Origin of the sequence: Mycobacterium florentinum, assembly GCF_010730355.1 — a bacterium.
GTDB classification, from domain to species: Bacteria; Actinomycetota; Actinomycetes; order Mycobacteriales; family Mycobacteriaceae; genus Mycobacterium; species Mycobacterium florentinum.
In genome coordinates this window covers 5186057-5211671 of the sequence record NZ_AP022576.1, presented here as the reverse complement: position 1 = coordinate 5211671, position 25615 = coordinate 5186057, and the positions used below count along the sequence as shown (strand labels likewise).

Sequence of the window (25615 nt, the reverse complement as noted above, 5' to 3'; positions counted from 1 at the left end):
GGTTAGCTACTTCTTGTCCTTCTTGGACTCGCTCTTCGCGTCCTTGTCCTTGGGCTCAGCCTTCTTGACCTTCACCGATTCCTTGTCGTCGTCTTCCTTGGCCTCGGCGTGCTCGTCGGGCACCACCGACCCACCGCCTGTTGCCGCGAAGCCCTTCTTGAAGTGATTGATGGCGTCGGTGAGGGCCTTCTCGTTTTCCTCACTGAGCTTCTTGCTGCTGCGGATGTCTTCGAGGATCTTGTCCTCGGAGGCCCGGATGTGGTCCAGCAGTTCGGTTTCGAATCGCCTGACGTCCTCGACCGGCACCGAGTCCACGTGCCCACCGGTGCCCAGGAACATGGAGACCACTTGCTCTTCGACGGGCAACGGCTGGTTTTGCGGTTGCTTGAGCAGTTCGACCAACCGCGCGCCACGCTCCAACTGCGCCTTCGATGTGGCGTCCAAATCGGAGGCAAAGGCGGCGAAGGATTCCAATTCGCGGTACTGCGACAGGTCCAAACGGAGACTTCCTGCCACCTCTTTCATGGCCTTGATCTGCGCCGCGCCACCGACTCGGGACACCGACACACCGACGTTGATGGCGGGCCGGACGCCCTGGTTGAACAGGTCGGTCTCCAAGAAGCACTGTCCGTCGGTGATCGAGATGACGTTGGTGGGGATGTAGGCCGAGATGTCGTTGGCCTTGGTCTCGATGATCGGCAAACCGGTCAACGAACCGGCACCGAGCTCGTCGGAGAGTTTCCCGCAGCGCTCCAACAGCCGCGAGTGCAGATAGAAGACGTCGCCGGGGTAGGCCTCACGGCCGGGTGGGCGGCGCAACAGCAGCGAAATCGCACGGTACGCCTCGGCCTGCTTGGTCAGGTCGTCGAAGACGATGAGCACGTGCTTGCCCTGATACATCCAGTGCTGAGCAATCGCCGAACCTGCGTACGGCGCAAGCCATTTGAAGCCCGCGGCGTCCGAGGCGGGCGCGGCGACGATGGTGGTGTAGTCCATCGCGCCGCCCTCTTCGAGCGTGCGGCGCACGGACGCGATCGTGGTGCCCTTCTGCCCGATGGCCACGTAGACGCAGCGCACCTGCTTCGTCTCGTCGCCCGTCTCCCAGTTCTGGCGCTGGTTGAGGATGGTGTCGACGCAGACCGTGGTCTTGCCGGTCTTGCGGTCGCCGATGATCAGCTGACGCTGGCCACGCCCGATCGGCGTCATCGCGTCGATGGCCTTGATCCCGGTCTGCAGCGGCTCGCTCACGCTCTGCCGCTGCACCACCGAGGGCGCCTGCAGTTCCAGCGCGCGGCGCGTCTCGGCTGCGATGTCACCACCGCCGTCGATCGGCTGGCCCAGCGGGTTAACCACCCGCCCGAGGAAAGCGTCACCGACGGGGACCGACAGGACCTCGTTGGTGCGCTTGACCTGCTGGCCTTCTTCGATCTTCTCGAAGTCACCGAGGATCACCGTGCCGACGCTGTGCTCGTCGAGGTTGAGTGCGACCCCGAGGACGCCGCCCGGGAACTCGAGCAGTTCCTGGGTCATCACCGACGGCAGACCCTCGACGTGGGCGATGCCGTCTCCGGCATCGATCACGGTGCCGACCTCCTCGCGGGAGGTATCGGAGGTGAAGGAATCTACATACTCTTCGATCGCGCTCTGGATGTCAGCAGCGGATATCGTCAACTCGGCCATAGCTTTTCGTCTTCCTACTTCGGTTATTGCTGACTAGTTCGTGTTCACTCGGGCAGTTGAGCCTCGGCTGCGGTCAGGCGAGACGAGAGCGTCCCGTCGATCACTTCGTCGCCCACGGAGATCAGGAGCCCACCCAGCAGTGCGGGGTCGGTCTGCAGCTGCACGGCCACCGGGTGCCCGTAGATGCGGCTGAGCACCTCGGTCAGGCGAGCGCGCTGAGCATCGCTGGGCTCGGCCGCCGCACTCACCTGCGCGACGACTTCGTTGCGCCGCGCCACCGCCGCTTCGGCCAAGAACGTCACGGCGTCGTCGGCCGATTGACCTCTCAAGAGCTCGATGGTCTGGGACAGCAGTGAATTCGTGATCCGGTTGCTTTGGCCGGTCGCGCTTTGGAGCACGTTGCGTAGCAGCTTGACGCGGCCTTCGGCCGGAGCCCCGTACTCGCCAAGGAGGGTTGCGAGGCGCGGCTGTGCCTCGAGGATCCGGGCAAACCGGAACAACTGGTCTTCGACCTCGTCGACCCGATCCTCGCGCGCGGCGACCTCCAACAGTGCTTGCCGCGCCACGTGTTCGACGGCGTCGATCAGATCCGAGTTGGCCGACCACCGTTCCGAAACGGCGGTCCTCAACACCTCAAGGGTCGGATCGCCGACTTTGCCGGATAGCAGGCGCTCGAGCAACCTGACTCTGGGTGTGGCGTCTTCGGAAGGCAGGGTGAGATACCGCGTGACGACGATTTCGCCGTTCAGCATCTTGGCTACTGAAACCAGTTCAGCCGCCAACTTTTCCAGCCCGGCAGTGTCGAGATCCTTTGCGATGGTGTCGAACCGATCAGTGACACCCTTCAGCGCACGCCGACTGGCCGAGCGCATCTTCGCCAACAAGGGGTACTTGACGTCAGCCGCCGCGGGCGCCATGGCATCGAGCTCGTCCAGGAAGCGATCGACGGTGGACGATTGCTGCTGGGCATCGGCGACGTAGTTGCGCACCAATTCCTCTGCCTGGCGGACAGATTCGTGCCCGAGCTCCAGCCGTAGCTGACGGCTCAGCTGGGCCCGCAACAGCTCGGCCTGGCGCGCACCCTGTGCCTTGATGCGCTCCGCGTCGATCTCGGCCTGGGCGCCTAGCTGTTCGGTAATCCGTTCCGCGTCTACCTTGGCCTCTTCGACGACGCGCTCCGCGTCCGACTTTGCGGCTTCCACAGCCTTGCTGTGGGCGGTCGTCGACTCGGTCAACCGCTCGGCGGCCGCCGCCGAGTCAGCCAACTGCTGGCGCACCGTGTTCTGGCGAGCGGCCATCAAATTGCGCACCGGCGGCACCACGTAGCGCACCACCAACCACACGATGGCCGCGAAGCCGATCAGCTGTCCAATGAACGTCGACATTGATAGTTACCTTGTCGCGGCAGAAGTTGTGACGTCGACGCCGAGGATGCGGCTGGCCAACGTCGCCGACATGGTAGCCACGTTGGCGCGCAAATCCAGTTCCACGGCGTCCCTTTCCCGCTTCAATTGCTCGCCCGTCTGCTGCAAAGTCGCCAGCACCTGCTGCTCGGCGTTTGCGCGCGCGTCGTCAACGACCTTGCGGCCATCCGCGCGGGCTTTGTCCCGGAAGGACGACGCCTGCACTCGGGCTTCTTTCATCGCCTTCTCGTAGTCGGCCTGCGCGGCTTCGAACTGTTCGTTCGCCTTCTTGGTGTCGGTGGCGGTCTTGGCGACCATCATGTCGCGTTCGCGCAACACCTTCATGACCGGCGGCACGACGAACATGCCGATGACGGCCAGCACGATCAAGAAGATCGCCAGCACGAAAAAGAAAGTGCCGTTGGGGACGAGGAAGTTATTGCCCCCCTCGGCTGCTAACTGGCTGGACGCCAGAACGCCGTGGCTCGCGTCACCCATCACTGCGAACTAGCCGACGGGAGTGGCGAAGACGAACAGCGCCATGAAGGCGAGGTTGATGAAGTACGCCGCCTCAACCAGACCGACGGTGATGAAGAACGGCGTGAACAGCCGGCCTTGCGCCTCCGGCTGACGGGCAATACCCGCAACCAGCGCGTTACCGGCAATACCGTCACCGATACCGGCACCGATTGCGCCGCCGCCCATGATGATTCCACCGCCGATGAGAGCAGCGGCAGCGACTTGGGGGTCCAGGGCCATTCTTATCCTCCTTATAACTGGTAGTGGTCTACCAGGCTTCTGTAATGGTGTGTGGCTCAGGCCGATTCATGGTGGTCTCAGTCATGGTGATCTTCGATCTCCATGGCTTGGCTGAAGTACAGGATGGTCAGGATCGAGAAGATAAACGCCTGGATCGCGCCGACGAACAAGTCGAACGCCTTCCAGATCGCGTTGGGCGCCCACATGATGTAGGGCGGGAAGAGCGCGATTAGCGCGACCAGGATGCCGCCGGCGAAGATGTTGCCGAAAAGTCGCAGCGACAACGAGATTGGCTTCGCGAGTTCTTCGACCAGGTTGATCGGTGCGAGGAAAGCCACGTGGCCCTTGAGTACCGCCAACGGGTGCCCGACGATACCGCGACGCCAGATGCCGGCCACGTGGTAGCAGACGAAGACGAAAAGGGCCAGCGCGAGTACGTAATTGATGTCCGCGGCCGCCGAGCTGAGCAACTCGGTGGTGCGTCCGGATTCGTCGGTGTACTGCAGCGGCAGCACCGACAGCCAGTTGGAGATCAGGATGAACACGAAGATGGTGACCGCCAGCGGCAGCACGAACGGCGCGATCCGCATCCCGACGGCGGCCTCGATCTGATCGCGCATCTGGACGGTGATGGCCTCCCAGAACAGCTGCACGCCGCTGGGCACACCGGTCGAGGTGATCTTCGCACGCAGGTAGAAGGCCAGTGCGAGGACGATTACGGCGGCGATCCCGGTCGACAGAATCGTGTCGGTGTTGACGGTCAACCCGAGCCAGGTGGCGTGGGTGTGCTCGCCGACCTCGATTGCGCCCTCGGCCAGGAACCTCGTCTCACTCATCGCAGGTGTTCCCTCTTTCCGTACCTTCGGATGCCGGCTCCACCCAGTCGCCGGCACGCAGCTTCTTCCATACCGGCAGTGCGGTCGAGAGCACCAACACCACCTGGAACAGGGCCAGGCCGAACACCACGCCTAAGCCGGCGGGCCGGAAAATGTAGGCAATGATCAAGCCGATCACGGTGATGATCGCCAGCCGGGTCGCCGAGTTCAGCGCCATCGAGCTTTTCATCGGATGTTCTTTCGCGGTTATCGACGCAACCGAGCGACGCACCAGAAGCGCGTTGAGCAAACCCAGGAGCAATCCGACGCCGAAGAACACCCCGACCATCAAATGACCGGAGAAACCGGCGGCAGCTATCGCGACCGCGGTGATCGCGGCGCAGACCAGGAGGAGCCGGGACGGATTGAATGCAACAGAGGGAAACACCAACGGCGCGTCCTGCGCTGGTGTCGTCACTGCAGCACCTCAATCCGGATTGGTGGAGCGGAAAACTTCCGACCGACTGATCGGTGGCCCGCCGAGCGTATCGCACGTCACAGGGGATTCACTCAAGGGGTAGCTCCCTCTGTCGGTCGTCGATCGGCACTGCCGGAAAACAATCCGGCGGGCCGATTGGCCGGCAACCCTCAAGATTCATTTTGGGGTTCTACCAGCACCGTACCACAAGGTCAGGACTACTACTACTCCTCGTCGTAGTAGTCGTCGCGGCGCCGCAAGAGTGGGATCGCGGTCGCGACGCCGGCAACCACAATCGCCCCCAGCATCACCGCACCGGTATCGCGTGGGTTGAAAAAGATCGTGCTGGCGGCGCCGAACGCGACGATGCCGACCCACAGATAGATGAGCAATACGACCCGGCGATGCGAATGACCGATCTGCAGCAACCGGTGGTGTAGATGCATCTTGTCGGGGCTGAACGCGCTGCGGCCGGCGCGGGTGCGTCGCACGATGGCCAGCAGCAGGTCGAGCATCGGCACGAACATCACCGCGACCACCAGCAGGAACGGCGACAGCAGAGCAAAGACATCGCGGGCGCCGTACGCATTCTGCGAGATCGGCCCGGCCGCGGTGGTGGATGCGGCAGCAAGCATCAGGCCGATCAGCATCGAGCCGGAGTCGCCCATGAAGATCTTGGCCTTGTGGAAGTTGTGCGGCAGGAAGCCAAGACAGGCGCCGGCCAGCACGACAGAGATGACGGCGGGCGGATAGAACAGCACGTCGCCGCCGTGGTCGCGGAGCAGACCGACCGAGAACACGCAGATCGCCATCGCGGTGATGAGCCCCAGCCCGGCCGCCAGCCCGTCGAGTCCGTCGACGAAATTCATCGCGTTGACGATCGACACCGTCAGCGCCAGCGTCAGCAGGATCGACGACGCCTGGTCCAGCACGATGGTGCCGACACCCCCGAACGGGATGTAGAGGACGCTCCAGGCAACGCCCATCGTGACCAGCACGCTGGCGGCGGTGATCTGGCCGGCGAATTTCGTCAGGGCGTCCAGGCCCCAGCGGTCGTCGATCAGTCCGATGCCCATGATCACCGCGCCCGCCACCATCACCGCGGGCATACCGGTGGAGTAGACGAAACCGCGGGTGAGCGCGGGCAGCTGGGATGCCAAGAAGACGGCGGACGCGACGCCGACGAACATCGCCAGCCCGCCCATGCGTGGTGTCGGCGTCACGTGCACATCGCGTTCGCGCGGATAGGCGACCGCTCCCAGGCGAGTGGCCAGCACCCGCACCGGTCCGGTCACGAAGTAGGTGATGATCGCGGCGGTCAGGCCGACCAGCGCCAGCTCACGCAGCGGAACCCCGGCGCCGCGATCGGACAGGGCGTGCATACCAGCGGCAAGACTGACGAGATTGCTGGCTGGGTCGCTAGACACCACGAGACCGTACGCCACCTTTCTGAGGCCGCCGGCCTCGCTTCGTTGCCGCCGCTAGGCGATCAACCGTCCCGGGTCCATGCCGAGCACTTCCGCGATCCGCTCGGCACTCACCGGCCCGGCGCGCAGCAGGCGCGGGGTATCGCCGGTCAGGTCGACGATCGTCGAGGCGGCCTGCTGTTCGGAGGGTCCCGCGTCGAGGTAGACGTCGACGAGATCGCCGAGTTGGTCGCGTGCCTCGCCGGCGTTCACCGCGGGAGGGCGACCGGAGACGTTGGCACTGGATACCGCCATCGGACCGACCTCGCGCAGCAACTCGATGGCGACCGGGTGCAGCGGCATCCGGAGCATCACGGTGCCGCGGGCATCGCCGAGATCCCACTGCAGCGACGGCGCTTGCGCCACAACCAGACTCAGCGCGCCGGGCCAGAAGGCGCGGATCAGTTCGCGGGCCCCGTCCGGCACCGTGTAGACCAGGCCCTCGATGGTGTGCCAGGAACCGACCAGCACACCGACCGGCATGTCGCGGCCGCGCCCCTTCGCCGCCACCAGTGCGGCCACCGCGGTGTTGTCGAACGCGTCGGCGCCGATGCCGTACACGGTGTCCGTCGGCATCACAACCAGTCGCCCGCCCTTGAGCGCGCCCACCGCCGAGGCGATTCCGGACGAACGCTGTTCGGGTTCAGCACAATTGAATACCTCAGTCACAAGCGCCGCTCCTACTGGCAGTCACGAATCTTGGCCGGCCGGTGAGATCGTGGCGCGCCCGAATGTCGCCGAAAAGTCCGGTGCGCTCGATCAACTCGACTGTCCGCGACGACGTGGTGTCATCGTGCTCGACGGCGAACAGGCCGCCGGGACGCAGCCAGCGTCGGGCCAGGTCCACCACCGCGTCAATCACCGTCATCCCGTCCGGACCCCCGAACACTGCGTGTGATGGATCATGTTGGGCGACTTCGGGATCCAGCTCGACACCGTCCGGAACGTAGGGAGGGTTGGCCACCACCAGGTCGACTCGTCCGTCAAGCTCGGGTAGCAGGCGTGGGGCGGTGACGTCGGCGCGGACCAGCTCCACCGCGGTGCCCTCGACGTTGCGGCGCGCATAGTCCAGGGCCGTGTCGGAGTCGTCGACGGCGAGGACCCGCGCCGCCGGCCAGTGCCGGGACAGCGTCACCGCCAACGCACCGGATCCGGTGCACAAATCCACGATCACCGGCGCCGCGGCCAGGCGCTGCGCGGTGGCCCATTCCAAAATGGCCTCGGTCTCCGGGCGCGGGATGAAGACGCCGGGGCCGACGTGCAGCACGACCGGCCCGAATGCCGCGGTCCCGGTGAGGTGCTGCAACGGTATTCGCCGCGAACGCGCGGCGACCATGTCGCGATATCGGACCAAGAACTCGTCGTCGATCGACTCGATCAGGGTCAGTCGCCCACGCTCGGCACCCGCCACGTGAGCGGCTAATTCCTCGGCATCCCAACGCGCAGAATCGATTCCGGCTTCGGCGAGCACCGCCGCAGCAGAGTCGATTGCGCGCCGCAACACGGTCATGCCTGTTGCAGCCGGGCCTGTTTGTCGGCGGCGCCCAATGCGTCGAACAGCGCATCCAGGTCGCCGTCGAGAACCTGGTCGAGATTGTGCGACTTGAAACCGATTCGGTGATCAGTGATCCGGTTCTCGGGGAAGTTGTAGGTGCGAATCCGTTCGCTGCGATCCACGGTGCGGATCTGGCTGGCCCGGTCCGCCGACGCGTCGGCCTGCGCCTGCTCCTCGGCGAGCGCCTGCAAACGGGCGGCCAGCACCTGCATTGCCCGAATCTTGTTCTGCAGCTGCGATCGTTCATTTTGGCAGGTGACGACAATTCCGGTGGGCAAGTGGGTGATTCGCACCGCCGAGTCGGTGGTGTTGACGCCCTGCCCGCCCTTGCCGGACGAGCGGTAGACGTCGATGCGTAGATCCGACTCGTCGATCTGCACCTCGCCGACTTCCTCGGGTTCAGGGTAGATCAGCACGCCCGCCGCCGAAGTATGCACGCGGCCTTGTGATTCCGTTACCGGCACGCGCTGCACCCGGTGCACCCCGCCCTCGAACTTCAACCGGGACCATACCCCGTCGACCGAGTCGCCCTTGCTGGCGATCGCAAGCGTCGCATCCTTGTAGCCGCCGAGGTCGGAGGTGGTTTCGCCCAGCATCGTGACGGTCCAGCCATGCCGCTCGGCATAGCGGATGTACATCCGGGCCAAATCGGCGGCGAACAATGCCGATTCCTCGCCGCCCTCACCGGATTTGACTTCGAGCACGACGTCGTCGGCGTCGTGCGGATCGCGCGGTGCCAGCATGTCGGTGAGCTGGGTGTCCAGTTCGGCCACGCGCGCTTCGAGTTCGACGACCTCGTCGGCGAACGAATCGTCGTCGGCGGCCAGTTCGCGGGCCGTCTCCAGGTCGCCGCGCGCCGCCTCCAGCTTGCGGTGTGTCGCGACAATCGGGGCCAGGCGGGCGAATCGCCGGCCGGCCTTGCGCGCCTCGTCGGGATTGCTGTGCAGCTCGGGGTCGGCCAGTCGCTGCTCCAGTTCGGCGTGTTCGGCGAGCAGCACGTCAATCGTCTGTACCGGCTGCGTCATCACACACCTCCTCCCCCGTTGTTTACCGCAAACGCGAACCGACGCCCGGCCTGCGCAGTTTCGTGCACAGTTCGGGCGTCGGCAAGGCAGCTATTTGTCGGCCGATTCCTTGTCGGCTCCGGCCTTGCGCTTTCCGTAACGCTTCTCGAAGCGCGCCACGCGGCCACCGCTGTCCAGGATCTTCTGCTTGCCCGTGTAGAACGGGTGGCATTGCGAGCAAACCTCGACGGTGATGTGCCCGCCGTCTTTGGTGCTGCGCGTCTGGAACGTGTTGCCGCATCCGCAGAGCACGGTGGTCTCCCCGTAGGCGGGATGAATGTCAGCCTTCATGATGTCCTCTTCGATCGTTGTCGCCCTGGTCCCCCGCAGGGATCCGGCCGTCGGGCGTGAACTCAGAACCTGAAGCGGCTCCGGGCAGTCGACGCTCGATTATGCCAGGTCAACTACCTTCTCCCCAAACACCGAGATGCGCCCGCACATTCCCGGCGCCAGAGTGCGGCCCGCCATCGCGGATCAGCGCTGTGTGTAGGCCCTGGCTTGCCCGTTTCGCGTCCACAGCAGGCCACCCCCGGGGGCCGTACCGAGCGCTTTCAGCTCCCGTTTGAGGATCTTGTTCGTTGCCGTGGCCGGCAGCCGGTCGGTGAGCCAGACATACCGCGGCCACGCCTTGACCGACAAATCGGGCTGACCAGCCAAAAACCGCACGAACTCCTCGGGCGTCAGCTCGGCGTCGTCTTGCAGGACAATCGCCGCCATCACCTGGTCGCCGACGTTTTCGTCCGGGACCGCGTAGACCGCCACCTGGCTAATCGGCGTCAGCCGTTCCAGGATCCGCTCGATGGGCGCGGTCGTCATGTTCTCGCCGTCGACGCGCAGCCAGTCACCGCTGCGACCGGCGAAGTAGATCCACCCGTCGGCGTCCCGATAGGCCAGGTCACCCGACCAGAACATGCCGCTACGAAGGCGTGCGCCGGTGGCCTCGGGGTCGTTGTAGTAGCCGGCGAACAATCCCGGGCCGTTGGTGTTGACCAGCTCCCCGATCGCCTCGTCGGGATTGGTGAGGGCGCCGTCGTCGCCGAACGTGGCGATCGCGCATTCGGTCCCCGTCTCGGGGCTGTAAATCGCGATACCGGGCAGACCCTTGCCCAACGACCCCGGCGGGCAGCCGTCTTCCGGATAGATGTAGATCCCGCCCTCGGTCGAGCCGAAACCGTCAAAGACCGTGCAGCCGAATCGCCTACTGAATTCCGCGATGTCGCGCGCGCTGGCCTCGTTGCCCACCGCCACCCGCAGCGGGTTGTCGCTATCGTCGGGCCGCTCGGGCGTGGCGAGCACGTAGGCGAGCGGCTTGCCGACGTAGTTCATCAACGTGGCCCCGTACCTGCGCAGGTCGGGAAGCAGGCGAGACGCCGAGAACGCCGCCGGGGCCATCGCCGCACCGGTAGTGACCGCCACGCTCCACCCGACGAGCAGCGCGTTGGAGTGAAACAGCGGCATCGGCATGTAGCAGACGTCGGAAGCGCCGAGATCGAACCGTTCGACCAGTGAGGCACCGGCGAACAGCACAACGAGATGAGGGATCTGCACCGCCTTCGGGTCGCCGCTGGTACCCGAGGTGAACATCATCATGAAGGTGTCGGTGGGCCCGACCTCGCGATGGGGGCTCAGCGGCCCGGCTCGGGCCAGCAGCTTTGACCAGGGCTCAGTCGACACATCGAACACCCGCACGCCGGGCAAGTCCAGGCCTTCCAGCAGGCCCAGGTGGGCCGGATCGGTGAGCAGGATCTGGCAGTCGGCCCGCAAGATATCCCTGGCCAGCGCGGCGCCGCCGCGGGTGTCGTTGATTCCGCACAGCACATACCCGCCCAGCGCGGCGGCCGCCATCGCAGTGAGCATCTCGGGGGTGTTGCCCAACAGCGCGCCGACGTGCAGCGGGCGATCCGGATCGGCGGTGCCGATCAGCGCGGCGGCGTTGGCGCCGGCATCGGCGAGGTGTTCCCGCCAGGTCCAGACCCGCTCGCCGAACTTCAGGGCAGGCGCGTCTTGGTCCAAACGCTCACGAAGCAACTGCTGAAGCGTCTCCGCCACAGCTTGCGACGCTAGTCGTTGTCCATATTCCCCGGGGTCGTCTTGGACACCTGGACCAGGAATTCGTAGTTGGTCTTGGTCTTGCGCAGCTGCGACATCAGCAAGTCGATGGCCTGGTGGGAATCCAGCCCCGACAGCACGCGGCGCAGCTTGTGCACAATGCCGAACTCGTCGGGCGAGAGCAGCAATTCGTCCTTGCGAGTACCGGACGGGTTGACGTCGACCGCCGGGAAGACCCGCCGTTCGGAGATCTTGCGGTCCAGCTTGAGCTCGGCGTTACCGGTGCCCTTGAACTCCTCGAAGATGACCGTGTCACCGGTGGATCCGGTTTCGACCATCGCCGTGGCGATGATGGTCAGCGATCCGCCTTCTTCGATGTTGCGCGCCGCGCCGAGGAATCGCTTCGGCGGGTACAGCGCGGTGGAGTCGACACCACCGGACAGGATCCGGCCCGACGCGGGTGACGCGTTGTTGTACGCGCGGCCCAGGCGGGTGATCGAGTCGAGCAGCACCACGACGTCTTTGCCCTGCTCGACGAGCCGCTTGGCGCGTTCGATGGCCAGCTCGGCGACGGACGTGTGGTCTGACGGCGGCCGGTCGAAGGTCGAGGCGATGACCTCGCCCTTCACCGAACGCTGCATGTCGGTGACCTCTTCAGGGCGCTCGTCGACGAGCACGACCATCAGGTGGCATTCCGGGTTGTTCTTGGTGATGGCGTTGGCGATGTCCTGCAGGATCGTCGTCTTGCCGGCCTTGGGCGGCGACACGATCAGGGCCCGCTGCCCCTTACCGATCGGCATGATCAGGTCGATGACCCGCGTGGTCAGCCGGTCGGGAGTGGTTTCCAGACGCAGCCGCTCGTTGGGGTACAGGGGCGTCAATTTCTGGAAGTCGGGACGCTTCTTGACGTCTTCGACGGGTCCACCGTTGACGCTGTCCAATCGGACCAGCGGGTTGAACTTCTGCCGCTGGTTGGGCTGCTCGCCCTCCTTGGGCACCCGCACCGCGCCGGTGACCGCGTCACCGCGGCGCAGGCCGTTCTTGCGCACCATATTCATGGACACGTAGACGTCGTGCGGACCGGCTAGGTAACCGGACGTACGCACGAAGGCGTAATTGTCGAGGACGTCAAGAATGCCGGCTACCGGCTGGACGACGTCGTCCTCCCGCAGTTCGGTGTCGCCACCGCCCCCTTCGCCGGAGCGTTCGCCGCGACGCCGGCGGTCGCGGAACCGGCGACCGCGCCGGCCCCCACGGCCCTCGCCGTCGTCGTCTTGCTGATTCGAGCCGCCGCGATTCTGCTGGCCACCCGAGCCTTGATCGGCGTTCTGGTCGCCCGCATCCGATCCGCGGTCGTCGGTCTTGGATTCTCTTTGGCCGCCGTCGCGCCGCTCGGCTTGGCCGCCGTCACGCTTGTCGGCCTCGCGAGGGGCGGTGCCGTTGCGGTTCTGCGGGCCCTCGCCGGCCGTCTCATCGGCGGCACGGTCAGCCGATCCCGCTTCGCGAGAGGCGCCCCGTCGTTCCCGACGCTGACCCCCCTCGGTCGCCGAATCCTTCTGTTCCCCTTGAGCAGTCGGTTCTTCGTCGGCAGTTTTCTGTTGGTTCTTGTCCTGTTCGGACTTGCCGGCGTCTTCGGTTGGGGCGGCGGCGGATGTGCCGTTGGCCTGTGCTGCCCTGATTTCCTTGATCGCCGCAATGAGTTCGTTCTTGCGCATCCCCGACGTCCCCTTGACGCCGGCCTGATTAGCCAGCGCACGCAACTCGGGCAGCACCATGGTGGACAGGGAGCCGGCCGAGACGTTGGTTTTCACGTCGGGAGTGTCTGTAATCACGGCGTTCGACAGCTGATTGCTGTCGGTGCTTTCGTCAGCCGTGAACAGGTCCGTATCAGTCACGGATTTCCTTTCTTCCCTCGCTGATCACGTCATACGAGGGGTTCGTTGCATTCAGCTAAATTGCCGAGTGCGCCCAAAAATCGACTCTGCAACGGTGATCGCCTGGATGGGCGGAGAAAACGGCGAACCTCGTCCACGAGAAGAATTGGTGTTGTACCAGCGGCAAGGCAGTATGTATGCAGATGCAGATGACTGCGATTGCTGGACGATGCCGAGAATAGCCCGCATCTGTGCTTGAAGCAAGCAAACCCTCCGGCGAGCCTGTGGATTAACCAGCGACTGTCAGACCCGGGCTCCAGCGAGCGCCTTCGCCGGCTGTCATCTCGGTAATGGTGAATCCATTGGCAACGCCGCAGTCCAACGCTTCCGACGGCAACTCCGGCTCGGTGGTCAATGCAATAACTGAGGGACCCGCCCCCGAAAGCGTCGCTGACACGTTAAGACGTCGCAGCAGTCGCAGATATTCCGCCGACGCCGGCATGGCGGGGGCCCGTTGCGGCTGATGAAGCACGTCTTCGGTGGCCGCCATCAGCAGATCCGGGCGTTCGGTCAGGGCGACCACCAGCAATGCGGCGCGGCTGACGTTGAATCGGGCGTCCTCGTGGCTGACCTGGGCGGGCAGCAGCACCCGCGTCTCGGCGGTCGACGAGCGCTCTTCGGGGATCGCGCAGAACAGCCGGATATCGGGGTGCAGCGTCAGCGGGACGGCCGAGTAGGCGGGCCCGTCGCCACCGGGTTCGGTCCACGACACCACCGCACCGCCCAGCACCGCCGCGGCAGCGTTGTCGGGATGGCCCTCGAACTCCGACGCCAACTGGATCAGCTGCGCTTCGCTGAACGGGCCCGAATCCGTCTGTGCAACAAGGCCATTGACCGCAGCGAGGCCGCTCACCACCGCGGCCGCGGATGAGCCGAGACCGCGAGAATGCGGAATGGCGTTGCGACAGCGCACCACCATGCCGGGCGCGCTGACGCCGGCGGCCTGCAGCCCGCGCTCGATAGCGCGCACCACCAGATGCTCGGGGCCCAGCGGCACCTGGCCGGCGCCCTCGCCCTCGACCTGCACAACCAAGCCGGAATCGGTTGTCTCCAGGACGATCTCGTCGTACAGACTCAATGCGAGACCGATGCTGTCGAAACCCGGGCCAAGGTTGGCGCTGGACGCCGACACCACGGCGCTGGCCACCAGCCCGGCGGGCAGCATCTGATTCACCGGCAAGCACTCACTAGGCCAGCCCCAACTTCTCGACGACGAGTACCGGATCTACCGGCAGCGGCGACACACTCGGCATATCCTTCAGCGCCGTGTCGGGATCCTTGAGGCCGTTGCCGGTCACCGTGCACACCACGGTCGATCCGCGGGGCACCCAACCGTCTTCGACGGACTTGAGCAGACCCGCAATGCTGGCCGCGGACGCGGGCTCGACGAACACGCCTTCGGATTGGGCCACCAGATGGTAGGCCGCCAGGATCTCCTCGTCGGTCGCGGCCAGGAATCGTCCGTTGGACTGTTCCTGGGCCGCAACGGCCGACGTCCACGACGCCGGTGACCCGATGCGGATCGCGGTCGCGATGGTCTCGGGGTTGGGCACCGGCTTGCCGTGTACCAGTGGCGCCGCCCCGGCCGCCTGGGTGCCCAGCATGCGGGGCAGCTTCTCGAACACGCCCTCCTGGTGGTACTCGGTGTAGCCCTTCCAGTACGCGGTGATGTTCCCGGCGTTGCCGACGGGCAGCGAATGAATGTCCGGCGCGGTGCCCAGCGCGTCCACGATCTCGAACGCTGCCGTTTTCTGCCCCTCGATACGCACCGGGTTGACCGAGTTCACCAACGAGATCGTCGGGAAGTCGGCGGCCATCTTGCGGGCCAGCTCCAGGCAGTCGTCGAAGTTGCCGTCGATCTGAATGATCTTGGCGCCGTGCATAACCGCCTGCGCGAGCTTGCCCATCGCGATCTTGCCCTGGGGTATCAGCACCGCGCAGGTAATGCCGGCGCGCGCGGCGTAAGCCGCCGCGGACGCCGAGGTGTTTCCGGTCGAGGCGCACAGTACCGCCTGCTGCCCGCGGGCCACCGCGTCGGTGACCGCCATCGTCATGCCCCGGTCTTTGAAAGAGCCGGTGGGGTTGAGTCCTTCGACCTTCAGGTGGACCGTGCAGCCGGTCTTCTCCGAGAGCCGGGTCGCGGGGATCAGCGGGGTGCCACCCTCCAGCAGGGTGATCGGCGTCCAGTCGGCGCCGACCGGCAACCGGTCGCGATAGGCGGCGATCAGACCCGGCCAGGGTGTGTGGACGGCGGTTCGCGGCACGCTCATATGCTGGTTCCTTCCAATCTCAGCACGCTTGCCACACTCTGCACGACATCCAAATCGGCTAGCGCATCAACGGTTTCGGAGAGTGCGGCATCGGTGGCACTGTGCGTGACCACCACGATGCGGGCCCCCACCCGTCGCCCGCCTTCGTCCGCGACACCTTCCTGACGAACCTCGGCGATGCTGACCTCGCGCTTGGCGAATTCGGCTGCCACCGACGACAACACACCGGGCTTGTCCGCGACGTTCATGCTGACGTAGTAGCGGGTGGAGATGAAACCCATTGGTGCAATCGGTAATTGGGCGTACTTGGATTCCTTCGGCCCGCGGCTGCCCAGCACCCGGTTGCGCGCGGCCATCACCAGGTCACCGGTGACCGCCGACGCGGTGGGCGCGCCGCCGGCGCCTTGGCCGTAGAACATCAGCCGGCCCGCCGCCTCGGCCTCCACCACCACGGCGTTGAACGCCCCGTTGACGGTGGCCAGCGGATGTGCCAGCGGTACCAGTGCCGGGTAGACGCGGGCCGAGACCCGTTGCTGGCCATCATCGGTAGTAATACGTTCGCAGATGGACAGCAGCTTGATGGTGCAGCCCAACGCATGAGCGGACGCGAAATCGGCCGGGGTGATCTTGGTGATGCCTTCGCGATAGACGTCGTCGGCGGTCACCCGGGTGTGGAAGGCGATGGATGCCAGGATCGCGGCCTTGGCCGCGGCGTCGTAGCCCTCGACATCCGCGGTGGGGTCGGCCTCGGCGTAACCCAGCGCGCTCGCGTCGGCCAGGGCGCTGTCGTAATCGGTGCCGGTGCTGTCCATCGCGGAAAGGATGTAGTTGGTGGTGCCGTTGACGATGCCGGCCACCCGCACCACGGTGTCACCGGCCAGCGACTGGGTGAGCGGGCGGATGACCGGGATCGCGCCCGCGACCGCCGCCTCGAAATACAAGTCGACATGCGCATTTTCGGCGGCCTGTGCCAGTTCTCCGGTCGACGTGGCCAACAACGCCTTGTTGGCGGTGACGACGGACTTGCCATGCTCGAGCGCGGCCAGGATCGCCTTGCGCGACGGCTCGACCGGCCCCATCAATTCGACGACGATGTCGACGTCTTCCCGCGACACGAGTTCTTCGATGTTGTCGGTGAGCAGCTCGACCGGGACACCGCGATCGGCTGCGACGCGCCGGACCCCGATGCCGCGCAGGGCAAGAGGCGCGCCGACCCGGGCGGCGAGATCGTCCGCGCTCTCCGCGATGATGCGGACCACTTCGCTGCCGACGTTGCCGCACCCGAGTACCGCCACGCCGACTGGCTTTCCGTTACCGGACACAGTTCACCTCACTTCCAGACTCAGCAGATCGTCGACCGTCTCCCGGCGCAGGATCAGGCGAGCCCGTCCATCGCGCACCGCTACCACGGCGGGCCGGCAGATCATGTTGTAGCGACTCGACAGCGAATAGCAGTAGGCACCGGTCGCGGCGACCCCCAGCAGGTCACCCGGGCCCAGGTCGCCGGGCACCCAGGTGTCGCGGACGACGATATCGCCGCTCTCGCAGTGCTTTCCGACGATGCGAGCCAGCGCTGCGGGTGCGTCGCTGACCCTCGACACCAGTCGGGCGTCGTATTGCGCGTCGTAGAGTGCGGTGCGGATGTTGTCGCTCATGCCGCCGTCGACGCTGACGTAGCGCCGGATTGCCGTCGTGCTGACCTCGACGTCCTTGACGGTGCCGACCTCGTAGAGCGTGATGGTCCCGGGTCCGGCGATGGCCCGTCCGGGCTCGACCACCAGCCGGGGCGTGGGCAGACCCACGGCCGCGGATTCGTTGCCGATGATCGTGCTGAGCTTGGCCGCCAGCTCGGCCATCGGGGGCGGATCGTCGGAGGCCAGGTACGAGATGCCAAGGCCGCCACCGAGATCCACGGTCGAGATCTGCGCGGTCATCTCCACCCCGAACCGGCCGACGACCTCCTGCAGCAGGCCGAGGACCCGGCGCGCGGCCAGCTCGAAACCGGCGACGTCGAAGATCTGCGAACCGATGTGGCTGTGCAACCCGACCAGCCGCAGGTGATCGGTCGCGAATACCCGCTCCACCGCCGCCATTGCCGCGCCGCCGGCGACCGACAAGCCGAACTTCTGGTCCTCGTGCGCGGTGGAGATGAACTCGTGGGTGTGCGCCTCGACGCCGACGGTGAGGCGGACGAAGACATCCTGGACGACGCCGGCCTCACCCGCGATGGTTTCCAGACGCTCGATTTCCGTCATCGAGTCCACCACGATGTGGCCAACCCCGGCCTTGACCGCGGCTGTCAACTCCGCGACGGATTTGTTGTTGCCGTGAAAGGTAATTCGCTCCGGCGGGAAGTTGGCGTGCAGTGCAACCGCCAGCTCTCCCCCGGTGCAGACGTCGAGGCAGAGGCCCTCTTCGTCGATCCAGCACGCAATCTCGCTGCACAGGAACGCTTTAGCGGCGTAGTGGACGTTGGCACCACCACCGAACGCCGCCGCGATCTCCCGGCAGCGGGACCGGAAGTCGTCCTCGTCGATGACGAACAGCGGAGTTCCGTATTCCTGGGCAAGGTCGGTCACGGGAATTCCGGCGATGACGGCCACACCGGCATCGTTGCGAACCATGTTGAGCGGCCACACATTCGGCGCCAACAGCAGCAGCTCCTCCGGGGACTGCGGCCGCGGCGGGCTGTCCGCGTGACGGATCTCTTCGGCGTGCCGGGGACCGGCGGGATGGACGTTCACATTCTCTCCGGGGCGCTGACGCCGAGTATTGCCAGTCCGTTGGCGATGACCCGGCGGGTGGCCTGGCACAGCGCCAGCCGGGCGACGTGCAGGTCCGTGGGTTGTTCGTCGCCCTGGGGCAATACCCGGCACGAGTCGTAGAACCGATGGTAGTCACCGGCCAGGTCCTCCAGGTAACGGCAGATCCGGTGGGGTTCGCGCAGGGACGCGGCGGTGTCGAGCACCCGCGGGAACTCCCCGATGGTGCGCAGCAGCGTGCCCTCCTTGTCGTGGCTCAGCAACTCGAGATGCCCGGTGTCGGGGATCAGGCCGAGCTCGGCGGCGTTGCGGGCCAGCGCCGAGAGCCGGGCATGCGCGTATTGCACGTAATAGACCGGGTTTTCATTCGACGCCGAGGACCACAACGCCAGGTCGATGTCGATCGCGGTGTCCACCGACGAACGGATCAGGCTGTAGCGCGCGGCGTCGACGCCCAGGGCGTCGACCAGGTCGTCGAGCGTGATCACGGTGCCGGCGCGCTTGCTCATCCGGACCGGCTGGCCGTCGCGGACCAGGTTGACCATCTGTCCGATGAGCACCTCGACGGTGGCCGGGTCTTCGCCGAAGGCAGCCGCGGCGGCCTTGAGCCGGGCGATGTAGCCGTGGTGATCGGCGCCGAGCATGTAGATGCACAGGTCGAAACCGCGCTGCCGCTTGTCCAGGTAGTACGCCAGGTCTCCCGCGATGTAGGCGGGTTTGCCGTCGCTCTTGATCACGACGCGGTCCTTGTCGTCACCAAAAGCGCTGCTGCGCAACCAGCTTGCGCCATCCTTCTCGTAAATGTTGCCGGACGCGCGCAGCCGGGCGATGGCCTCGTCGACGCGGCCGCTGGTGTGCATCGAGTCCTCGTGCGTGTACACGTCGAAGTCGGTGCCGAATTCGTGCAGCGTCTCCTTGATGTGGGTGAACATCAGGTCGACGCCGATCTCGCGGAAGGTCTCGTGCATATCGGCGTCCGGCAGGCTCAACGCGTCGGGCGCCTTCTGCAGCACCTGCGCGGCGATGTCGTTGATGTAGGTGCCGGCGTAGCCGTCTTCCGGGGTGGGCTCGCCCTTGGCCGCGGCGATCAACGAGTTGGCGAATCGGTCGATCTGCGCGCCGTGGTCGTTGAAGTAGTACTCGCGCGTCACGTCGGCGCCCTGTGTCGTCAACAGCCGGCCCAAGGCGTCGCCGACGGCGGCCCAGCGGGTGCCACCGATGTGGATCGGGCCGGTCGGGTTGGCCGAGACGAATTCCAGGTTGATCTTGCGCCCGGCCAGCGAGTCGGAGTACCCGAAGCGGGCGCCGGCGTCGATGACATCGTTGACGACCTTGGCCTGCGCCGACGCCGCGAGGCGCAGGTTGATGAAGCCGGGTCCGGCCACTTCCGCCGAGGAGACACCGTCGGCTTGGGCCAGCGCCTCGGCGAGCCATCCGGCCAGCTCACGCGGGTTGGCACCGACCTTCTTGCCCAGCTGCATCGCCAGGTTGCTCGCGTAATCGCCGTGCTCGGGATTGCGCGGGCGCTCCACGGTGACCGTCCCCGGTAGCGCGGAGACGTCGAGGCCATGCTCGGCAAGCACCGCGGATGCGGTGACTTTGAGCAGCTCAGCCAGGTCAGCGGGGGTCACGAGCGTCCATCCTATTGGTTAGTGCGCCTACGCCCCGAATCCATTGCGATGTCAGCGCAGCCACCTCGATGCGTTAGTCTGTCGGGGCCCATTGGCGCAGTATTGACATCGTGCGCCCCCGTAGCTCAGGGGATAGAGCGTCTGCCTCCGGAGCAGAAGGCCGCAGGTTCGAATCCTGCCGGGGGCACCACGCTGCCGGGGGCACCCACCAAAAATCCCGGCTTCACGGCCAGTATGTGGAACTTCAGGCACCCGTTTGCACACCCCGTGCGCTCTTCGCCGAAGCCCCGGAGATCGACGCAGCAAAGCGTCGCCTATGCCACGATCGGTCTCCGACCGTCCCAAGTGCTGAGCAGTGACAAGAGCAGCGGTTTGTTGCGGGGAGCGGACAACAGCGACTGGGCGCTCGACAGGAACGCGTAGACATACCAACGCGTTCAAGCGATTTAGCGGTCTCACACCGAGCGCCTACCGGCTGGGCCCGGGGCCGCGATCGACATGATCATGAAGTCGATGGAAGCAAGTGCCTCCGCGCGGGCGGCCTCGACATCGACCGCATTCGCGACGAACAGTGCCGCCTCGTTTGTTGCGGCGATGATCAGCCGCGCGGTCATGCGGGTCGAGGGCAGCGGTCGCACCTCTTTTGCGGCGACGCCGCGCTGCAGCAGATGATCCAGGACGTCGAGCGTGTAGCGGTCGTCAATCTGATGCCACCGCGTGAAGCCGAGCACCGACAGCGCGTCGGTCAGCACGACCTGCCGGATGTAGGGATCCGTGCACCAATCCAACAGGTTGCGCGCCGACACCCGCATGATCTCCAGCGGGGACGATATCCCGGTACTCCATTCTCTGGCCCGGCGAACGCCCTCCTCCTCGAAGTCGGTGAGCAGCGCCTCGAGGACCGCCGCCTTGTCCGAGAAGTGGTGGTAGAAGGCCCCTTTGCTGGATTCGGCGCGAGCCAGGATCGTGTCGACGCTGCAGCCCTGATAGCCGTGCTCGGTGAACAACTCGCGGGCGGCCGCGAGGATCGCCGTGCGGGTCGCGGCGCGGCGATCTGCCTGGGTTCGTCTCGTCACCCGCCGGGGCTCCGGTCTTCATGACCGCTCCGTCCATTCGGCCACGCCACAAGATACAGACTACTAGTCTGTATCTAGCTACGGCGGAATGAGGTCTCCTGTGTCCCTGATCGACATGTTCGGGCTTGCCAGCGGGATCTTCTGGATCCTCACCTACGCGTGCGTGATACGGCAGGGCCTGCTCGACCGCAGCTACGCGATGCCCTTTCTCGCGTTGGCAATGAACATCACCTGGGAGTTCCTGTTCACGTTCATCTACCCGTCGGTCGGCGGGATGTTGCAGGAGGTCATCAACGCGATCTGGTTCGCCGCCGATATCGCCATTCTCGCGGTCTTCGTGAAGTACTGGCGCTCCGACTACCCGAAAAACCTGCCCCAGTCTTACTTCTGGCCCATGTTCGTCTTCGCCTTTGCGATGGTGACGCCGATGATGGTCGCCATCGTGTCGGTGTTCGGGCGCGAAAACGGTTCGGTCTACACGGCTTACGTCGACAACCTGATCATGTCGGCACTGTTCCTGAGCATGCTCATGCGTCGCGGTGACCGGCGCGGCCAAAGCATGTGGATAGCCTGGGGCAAGCTACTGGGCACCGTGACGGCTTCCATCTCCCAGTACCTCTACGCCCCGGGAAACGTTGTCTGGCTGGTGATCTACGTCGAGATTCTGGTTCTCGATGTGCTCTACGTGTTCCTGTTGTCGAAAGCCCCGCGGTATCAGCGCGCCGAGGGGCTTGCCATCCTCACACCGGCTTAGCGCTGTCGACCTGATCCCGGTCGTATTCGATGACGGGCGCCGAGTCGCCGTACACGTTGAGGGTGTGGATGAAGCGGTGCAGCCCCATCACACCCGCACAGGTGAAACCGAGCTCGATGATCTGCGCGGCGGTGAAATGCTCACCCAGCCGCTGGTAGAACTCGTCGTCCATCGCGTGATGGTCGGCCGAGAGCAGATCGAGGAACTCGACGGCCATCTGCTCCTGCGGGGTGAGGTCGCCGTGGCCGGGCGCGAGCAGGCACGCGACGTCGTCGTCGGTGATCGAATCATGCTTGCGCGACTGGCTGCACGGTTCGCACTCACCGAGCTGCGCGCTGCGGATGCGCAGCAACTCCAGAATCCGGCCGCCGAGCAGCGTGCCGGCACCCAGGTGAGTCCTGGCCATGTTGACCTGTTCGAGCTGGGCACTGCGATAGGCGAAGATCTGCAACGGCACCGGCGTCGCGTAGAGCCCGGCGGCCACGCCGGCGTCGACGATCTCGCGCGAGTGCGCGCTGAGCTCTTCCATCGGGATTGGTGCAATACGCGGCATTAATTCAGGCTATCTTTTTTATGCGTCGCTGAAAAGGAGAACGCAATGTCCATACTTGCCGGAAAAGTCGCGATCGTTACCGGGGGCGCCGGCGGGATTGGCGCGGCGACGGCACGCGAATTGGCGCGTGAGGGCGCGGCCGTAGCCGTCGTCGATATCGACGAGACAAAAGCGAACGAAGTCGCCGACGAGATTCGGCGATCCGGGGCCCAAGCGATCGCCCTCGGCGGCGATCTCGCGCAGGAGGACGTGGCGCGGTCCAACGTGCAAGCCACCGTGGCGGAGTTCGGCCGAATCGACGTGCTGCACAACAACGCGGCGCTGACCGCCAGCAGCTTCCTGTCGCGCGACACCACGGTCTCGGAGATGTCGCTCGACGTATGGCAGCGGTCCATGGAAGTCAACCTCGGCAGTCAGCTGCTGATGTGCAAATACGTCGTACCTGAAATGCGAAGCGGTGGTGGTGGTTCCATCGTCAACATGTCGTCGGGCGCGGCCCTGTCGGGCGACCGCACCCGGCTGGCCTACGGCGTTTCGAAGGCCGGGGTGCACGCCCTGACGATGTACGTCGCGACCAGTGAGGGAAAACAGGGCGTGCGGGCGAACACCGTCGTGCCCGGATTGATCCTCACCGACGCCGTACGCGCGCACCTGTCCGCGGACATCGTCGACGGCCTGAGCCGGGCGACGTTGACGCCCTACGTCGGGCAACCGCAAGACGTCGCGGAACTCGTCGTCTTTCTGGCGTCCGAGCGGTCCCGCTACATCACCGGACAAATGATTTCGATCGACGGCGGAATGTCGGCGCATGTTTCGATGAATACTGGCGATTAATTAATCGCAGCCATTACCGGCACAGGCGCTATTCGGCGAATGTGAATTAACGAAGCGCCTTTCTAAGTTGTCGGCCCGAGCGCGTATGCCCCGGTCTCCGGATGGTGGTACCAGCCGCTGGCGGCATGTGTACCACCGTCGACGTGGATCGTCTGGCCGGTGATGTAGCTGGACATGTCGGACGCGAGAAATGCTGCCGCTCCGGCCATTTCGTCGACGTGACCCGCGCGCCCCATCGGCACCGTGTAGCCCGTGCGATCCCGAGACCCCGGCGGCGCCATCTGCTCGAGGCCTTCTGTCCAGGTGATGTCCGGGGCCAGCGCATTGACCCGGATGCCATGCGGGGCGAGTTCCAGCGCGGCGGTCTTGGTGTAGTTGATGACGCCCGCCTTGGCCGCCGCGTAGGTCGCATAGCCCGGAGCGGCGCGGACACCCTCGATCGACGTGACGCTGATGATGCTGCCGGGCAGCTTCTGCTCGACGAGGTTGCGGGCCACCCGTTGCGTGCACAGGTACACGTGGCGCAGGTTCGACTTGTACAGCGCGTCCCACCCGTTCTCGGTGGTGTCGAGGATCCCCGACCAGAAGACTCCGCCGGCATTGTTGACCAGGATCGACACCGTTCCGAGCCGGTCCGATGTCTGCGCCAGCGCGGCATCCACGGCGGCGCTGTCCCGGACGTCGACCGGAATTCCGAGAGCGCCGATCTCGTCGGCGGCGGCGGCACACGAGTCGGGGTTTCGTTCCCAGATCGCGACTCGTGCACCGAATGCGGTCAGCCCTGCCGCGATGCCCCGGCCGATACCCGCGCCCCCACCGGTGACGACCGCGACGCGGTCGGTGAGCAGGACGCTGGAGGGATCGAGTGCCATGGACTGGACTATAGAACAACCCCACGTCAAGGTTTACAGTTCTTGCTAGACATGTTCGATTTGTAACGCCTGGGAGGTCCCGATGACCAGCACGATCTTCGTCACCGGCGCAACCGGTCAAACGGGCGGCAACGTCTGCGAGCAGCTGATCGAGCGTGGCGACCATGTTCGCGCCCTGGTGCGCAATCCCGACGACGCCGCGCCGCTGGCCGAAATCGGCGTCGAATTGGTCAAGGGCGACATCGCCGACGCCGACGATGTACTCAACGCGGCCAAGGGCGCCGAGGCGGCGATCCACTGTGCGGCACTGCTGGGCGGTGCGAGCCAGGACCTCGACGACTTCAGGGCCGTCAACCTGGTCGGCACCACCAACGTCCTGGATGCAGGGAAAGCCCACGGCATGCGTCGGGTCGTTGCCCTGAGCACCGCCACCTTCCTCGACCTGAGCACGGGCGCCGACTTCGAGGAGGCACCGGTCCTGAAGAACCCGCCCAACGACCCCTACACCGTCACCAAGCTCGCCGCTTTCCTGGAAGCTCATCGGCGCGCAGCCGCCGGCGACGACGTCCTGACATGCCACCCGGGCGCGATCTACGGACCCGGCCTGGTCGCGGACCGCGCGTTGCACCGCACCAGTTTCAATCGGGTTCTCTTGGCGGGAATGCGCGGAAAGATCAAGCGCTACTTGGCTTTTCCAGTGACCTGGGTCGCCGGAGCTGACGTCGCAAAGGGCTCGATCGCCGCACTGGACGACGGCGTGGCCGGCGAGCGCTACCTGTTGGTCGGCCGGCCCGAAGACACCTTCAGTACCGCCGGCGGCATCAACCGCGCCTGCGAGGTCGCCGGAATCGACCACCGCGTCGAGGATCTCGACTACCGCACCGATCCCGAGGCGTTGACCGCCGAATTCGGGCCCACCTTGATGGCGATCGCGAAGGCGGCGGCGAACAGCAAACGCACAACCAGAAGCAAAGACAACCTGACCACCCGGCGTCTGGGCTATGCGCCCATGTCCTTCGACGACGGATTGCGACTGCTGATCTCGTGGCTACGCAAACTCGGCCGGCTGTAGGAGCCGCCACGGTGTCGATCGCCGAATCACGCGGACCCCGTTCAGATCATGGCGATCTGGCGGATCGAATCCTGGACGCGGCCGAGCGGCTGATATTCCGGACCGGGGCCCGCAAGTTGTCCCTGTCGGACGTGGCCAGCCGGGCCGGGGTGTCACGTCCCACCATCTACCGCTATTTCGTGTCCAAAGAAGACCTGATCGACGCGATGGGAAAGCGCGAACGCCGTCGCTTCTACGCGGCGATGGACCAAGCGACGTCCGGGATCGTCGGCGTCGCACGATTGGAGGCCGCGGTCGACGTCGTGGCGAGCTTCCTCGAGGCTCAGCCGCCGGGACGCCTGCTCGACCTCGAGCCGGGCTTCGCACACGACCAGATGGCCGCGGCGCTACCGATGCTCGCCGAAGGGCTGGGGGCAGTCTTGCAGCACTGCGCCCGTGAGGGCGCGCTGGCCGCAGCGGTCGACCCTAGTGACCTGGCCGGCGCTATTGCTCGAACTGCGTTGAGCCACTACATCTTTCCCGATACCGACCGTGTCGCGGCTCGCCGCCAGATCCGCGCCGCGGCCGGACTTTCCGCTCGCGCGTAAC

The 25615-nt window shown here is 65.6% G+C and carries 25 protein-coding genes and 1 tRNA gene; 5 read left to right on the top strand and 21 right to left on the bottom strand.

Annotation, left to right across the window (positions count from 1 at the left end; genetic code table 11):
- Positions 1-6: 6 nt before the first annotated feature.
- The 18 genes from atpA to argS all read right to left on the bottom strand — a co-directional run bounded on the left by atpA (position 7) and on the right by argS (position 19866).
- Positions 7-1680, bottom strand: a complete 1674-nt coding sequence (gene atpA, locus G6N55_RS24770) for a F0F1 ATP synthase subunit alpha (protein ID WP_085220942.1) — start codon at positions 1678-1680, stop codon at positions 7-9.
- A gap of 44 nt (positions 1681-1724) precedes the next feature.
- Positions 1725-3065, bottom strand: coding sequence for a F0F1 ATP synthase subunit B/delta (locus G6N55_RS24765; protein WP_085220943.1), 1341 nt, complete (start codon positions 3063-3065; stop codon positions 1725-1727).
- 6 nt (positions 3066-3071) lie between these two features.
- Positions 3072-3581, bottom strand: a complete 510-nt coding sequence (locus G6N55_RS24760) for a F0F1 ATP synthase subunit B (protein WP_085220944.1) — start codon at positions 3579-3581, stop codon at positions 3072-3074.
- Between the two features lie 9 nt (positions 3582-3590).
- The gene (locus G6N55_RS24755; protein ID WP_090609504.1) at positions 3591-3836 is read right to left on the bottom strand and encodes a F0F1 ATP synthase subunit C; all 246 of its coding nucleotides are present in this window, start codon (positions 3834-3836) and stop codon (positions 3591-3593) included.
- A gap of 83 nt (positions 3837-3919) precedes the next feature.
- Positions 3920-4678, bottom strand: a complete 759-nt coding sequence (atpB, locus tag G6N55_RS24750; RefSeq protein ID WP_085220945.1) for a F0F1 ATP synthase subunit A — start codon at positions 4676-4678, stop codon at positions 3920-3922.
- Positions 4671-5135 (bottom strand): ATP synthase subunit I, encoded by a 465-nt coding sequence (locus tag G6N55_RS24745; protein ID WP_085220946.1) that lies wholly within the window; start codon positions 5133-5135, stop codon positions 4671-4673. The genes atpB and G6N55_RS24745 overlap by 8 nt, the downstream gene beginning before the upstream one ends.
- A 224-nt stretch (positions 5136-5359) precedes the next feature.
- Positions 5360-6580: a glycosyltransferase family 4 protein gene (locus tag G6N55_RS24740; protein WP_139826719.1), complete on the bottom strand. Its 1221-nt coding sequence runs from the start codon at positions 6578-6580 to the stop codon at positions 5360-5362.
- 36 nt (positions 6581-6616) lie between these two features.
- Positions 6617-7270, bottom strand: a complete 654-nt coding sequence (locus tag G6N55_RS24735; protein WP_085220948.1) for an L-threonylcarbamoyladenylate synthase — start codon at positions 7268-7270, stop codon at positions 6617-6619.
- The gene (prmC, locus tag G6N55_RS24730; RefSeq protein ID WP_085220949.1) at positions 7263-8111 is read right to left on the bottom strand and encodes a peptide chain release factor N(5)-glutamine methyltransferase; all 849 of its coding nucleotides are present in this window, start codon (positions 8109-8111) and stop codon (positions 7263-7265) included. The genes G6N55_RS24735 and prmC overlap by 8 nt, the downstream gene beginning before the upstream one ends.
- On the bottom strand, positions 8108-9181 hold the full coding sequence (prfA, locus tag G6N55_RS24725) for a peptide chain release factor 1 (RefSeq protein WP_085220950.1): 1074 nt from the start codon (positions 9179-9181) through the stop codon (positions 8108-8110). The genes prmC and prfA overlap by 4 nt, the downstream gene beginning before the upstream one ends.
- Before the next feature lie 90 nt (positions 9182-9271).
- On the bottom strand, positions 9272-9511 hold the full coding sequence (gene rpmE, locus G6N55_RS24720) for a 50S ribosomal protein L31 (RefSeq protein WP_085220951.1): 240 nt from the start codon (positions 9509-9511) through the stop codon (positions 9272-9274).
- 183 nt (positions 9512-9694) lie between these two features.
- Positions 9695-11269: a fatty-acid--CoA ligase FadD1 gene (gene fadD1 / locus G6N55_RS24715; protein WP_085220952.1), complete on the bottom strand. Its 1575-nt coding sequence runs from the start codon at positions 11267-11269 to the stop codon at positions 9695-9697.
- Positions 11270-11280: 11 nt separating this feature from the next.
- Positions 11281-13164, bottom strand: a complete 1884-nt coding sequence (gene rho / locus G6N55_RS24710) for a transcription termination factor Rho (RefSeq protein ID WP_085220953.1) — start codon at positions 13162-13164, stop codon at positions 11281-11283.
- A 268-nt stretch (positions 13165-13432) separates the two neighbouring features.
- The gene (gene thrB / locus G6N55_RS24705; protein WP_085221240.1) at positions 13433-14368 is read right to left on the bottom strand and encodes a homoserine kinase; all 936 of its coding nucleotides are present in this window, start codon (positions 14366-14368) and stop codon (positions 13433-13435) included.
- 22 nt (positions 14369-14390) lie between these two features.
- Positions 14391-15473, bottom strand: a complete 1083-nt coding sequence (gene thrC, locus G6N55_RS24700) for a threonine synthase (RefSeq protein ID WP_085220954.1) — start codon at positions 15471-15473, stop codon at positions 14391-14393.
- Positions 15470-16795, bottom strand: a complete 1326-nt coding sequence (locus tag G6N55_RS24695) for a homoserine dehydrogenase (protein WP_085220955.1) — start codon at positions 16793-16795, stop codon at positions 15470-15472. The genes thrC and G6N55_RS24695 overlap by 4 nt, the downstream gene beginning before the upstream one ends.
- A 3-nt stretch (positions 16796-16798) precedes the next feature.
- Complete coding sequence (lysA, locus tag G6N55_RS24690; protein WP_085220956.1) at positions 16799-18217, bottom strand: diaminopimelate decarboxylase; 1419 nt, start codon at positions 18215-18217, stop codon at positions 16799-16801.
- Entirely contained in the window at positions 18214-19866 is a 1653-nt protein-coding gene (argS, locus tag G6N55_RS24685) for an arginine--tRNA ligase (protein WP_085220957.1), read from the bottom strand. Before argS ends, lysA begins: the two co-directional genes overlap by 4 nt.
- Before the next feature lie 114 nt (positions 19867-19980).
- Between argS and G6N55_RS24680 the strand changes: the two genes are divergently transcribed.
- Positions 19981-20056 (top strand) — tRNA-Arg (locus G6N55_RS24680).
- 265 nt (positions 20057-20321) lie between these two features.
- On the opposite strand, the gene G6N55_RS24675 is transcribed toward G6N55_RS24680, so the two are convergent.
- A complete protein-coding gene (locus G6N55_RS24675; protein WP_085220958.1) occupies positions 20322-20942 on the bottom strand; it encodes a TetR/AcrR family transcriptional regulator in 621 nt (206 codons plus the stop codon).
- Between the two features lie 100 nt (positions 20943-21042).
- On the opposite strand from G6N55_RS24675, the gene G6N55_RS24670 reads away from it, so the two are divergent.
- Entirely contained in the window at positions 21043-21696 is a 654-nt protein-coding gene (locus tag G6N55_RS24670; protein ID WP_085220959.1) for a transmembrane-type terpene cyclase, read from the top strand.
- Here G6N55_RS24670 and G6N55_RS24665 read toward each other — a convergent pair.
- A complete protein-coding gene (locus G6N55_RS24665; protein WP_085220960.1) occupies positions 21683-22249 on the bottom strand; it encodes a carboxymuconolactone decarboxylase family protein in 567 nt (188 codons plus the stop codon). The two genes, G6N55_RS24670 and G6N55_RS24665, sit on opposite strands and share 14 nt — an antisense overlap.
- A gap of 45 nt (positions 22250-22294) precedes the next feature.
- On the opposite strand from G6N55_RS24665, the gene G6N55_RS24660 reads away from it, so the two are divergent.
- Positions 22295-23083: an SDR family NAD(P)-dependent oxidoreductase gene (locus tag G6N55_RS24660; RefSeq protein WP_085220961.1), complete on the top strand. Its 789-nt coding sequence runs from the start codon at positions 22295-22297 to the stop codon at positions 23081-23083.
- A gap of 62 nt (positions 23084-23145) precedes the next feature.
- On the opposite strand, the gene G6N55_RS24655 is transcribed toward G6N55_RS24660, so the two are convergent.
- Positions 23146-23955, bottom strand: a complete 810-nt coding sequence (locus G6N55_RS24655) for an SDR family NAD(P)-dependent oxidoreductase (protein WP_085220962.1) — start codon at positions 23953-23955, stop codon at positions 23146-23148.
- Between the two features lie 82 nt (positions 23956-24037).
- Here G6N55_RS24655 and G6N55_RS24650 point away from each other — a divergent pair, with 82 nt between their 5' ends.
- Both G6N55_RS24650 and G6N55_RS24645 read left to right on the top strand, forming a co-directional pair.
- Positions 24038-25027 carry an NAD-dependent epimerase/dehydratase family protein gene (locus G6N55_RS24650; RefSeq protein ID WP_085220963.1) on the top strand — a complete coding sequence of 330 codons (990 nt, stop codon included), beginning with the start codon at positions 24038-24040 and terminating at the stop codon, positions 25025-25027.
- A gap of 11 nt (positions 25028-25038) precedes the next feature.
- On the top strand, positions 25039-25614 hold the full coding sequence (locus G6N55_RS24645) for a TetR/AcrR family transcriptional regulator (protein ID WP_085220964.1): 576 nt from the start codon (positions 25039-25041) through the stop codon (positions 25612-25614).
- The last annotated feature ends 1 nt before the right edge of the window (position 25615 follow it).

What these genes read in the sequence shown, in the direction of transcription:
- G6N55_RS24765 (WP_085220943.1), bottom strand. Translation starts at nt 3,065, where the DNA reads ATGTCGACGTTCATTGGACAGCTGATCGGCTTCGCGGCCATCGTGTGG.
- prfA (WP_085220950.1), bottom strand. Translation starts at nt 9,181, where the DNA reads ATGACGCAGCCGGTACAGACGATTGACGTGCTGCTCGCCGAACACGCC.
- rpmE (WP_085220951.1), bottom strand. Translation starts at nt 9,511, where the DNA reads ATGAAGGCTGACATTCATCCCGCCTACGGGGAGACCACCGTGCTCTGC.
- G6N55_RS24660 (WP_085220961.1), top strand. Translation starts at nt 22,295, where the DNA reads ATGTCCATACTTGCCGGAAAAGTCGCGATCGTTACCGGGGGCGCCGGC.
- G6N55_RS24650 (WP_085220963.1), top strand. Translation starts at nt 24,038, where the DNA reads ATGACCAGCACGATCTTCGTCACCGGCGCAACCGGTCAAACGGGCGGC.
- thrB (WP_085221240.1), bottom strand. Translation starts at nt 14,368, where the DNA reads ATGCTGCCCGCCGGGCTGGTGGCCAGCGCCGTGGTGTCGGCGTCCAGC.
- prmC (WP_085220949.1), bottom strand. Translation starts at nt 8,111, where the DNA reads ATGACCGTGTTGCGGCGCGCAATCGACTCTGCTGCGGCGGTGCTCGCC.
- G6N55_RS24760 (WP_085220944.1), bottom strand. Translation starts at nt 3,581, where the DNA reads ATGGGTGACGCGAGCCACGGCGTTCTGGCGTCCAGCCAGTTAGCAGCC.
- G6N55_RS24655 (WP_085220962.1), bottom strand. Translation starts at nt 23,955, where the DNA reads ATGGCACTCGATCCCTCCAGCGTCCTGCTCACCGACCGCGTCGCGGTC.
- atpB (WP_085220945.1), bottom strand. Translation starts at nt 4,678, where the DNA reads ATGAGTGAGACGAGGTTCCTGGCCGAGGGCGCAATCGAGGTCGGCGAG.
- thrC (WP_085220954.1), bottom strand. Translation starts at nt 15,473, where the DNA reads ATGAGCGTGCCGCGAACCGCCGTCCACACACCCTGGCCGGGTCTGATC.
- atpA (WP_085220942.1), bottom strand. Translation starts at nt 1,680, where the DNA reads ATGGCCGAGTTGACGATATCCGCTGCTGACATCCAGAGCGCGATCGAA.
- G6N55_RS24665 (WP_085220960.1), bottom strand. Translation starts at nt 22,249, where the DNA reads ATGCCGCGTATTGCACCAATCCCGATGGAAGAGCTCAGCGCGCACTCG.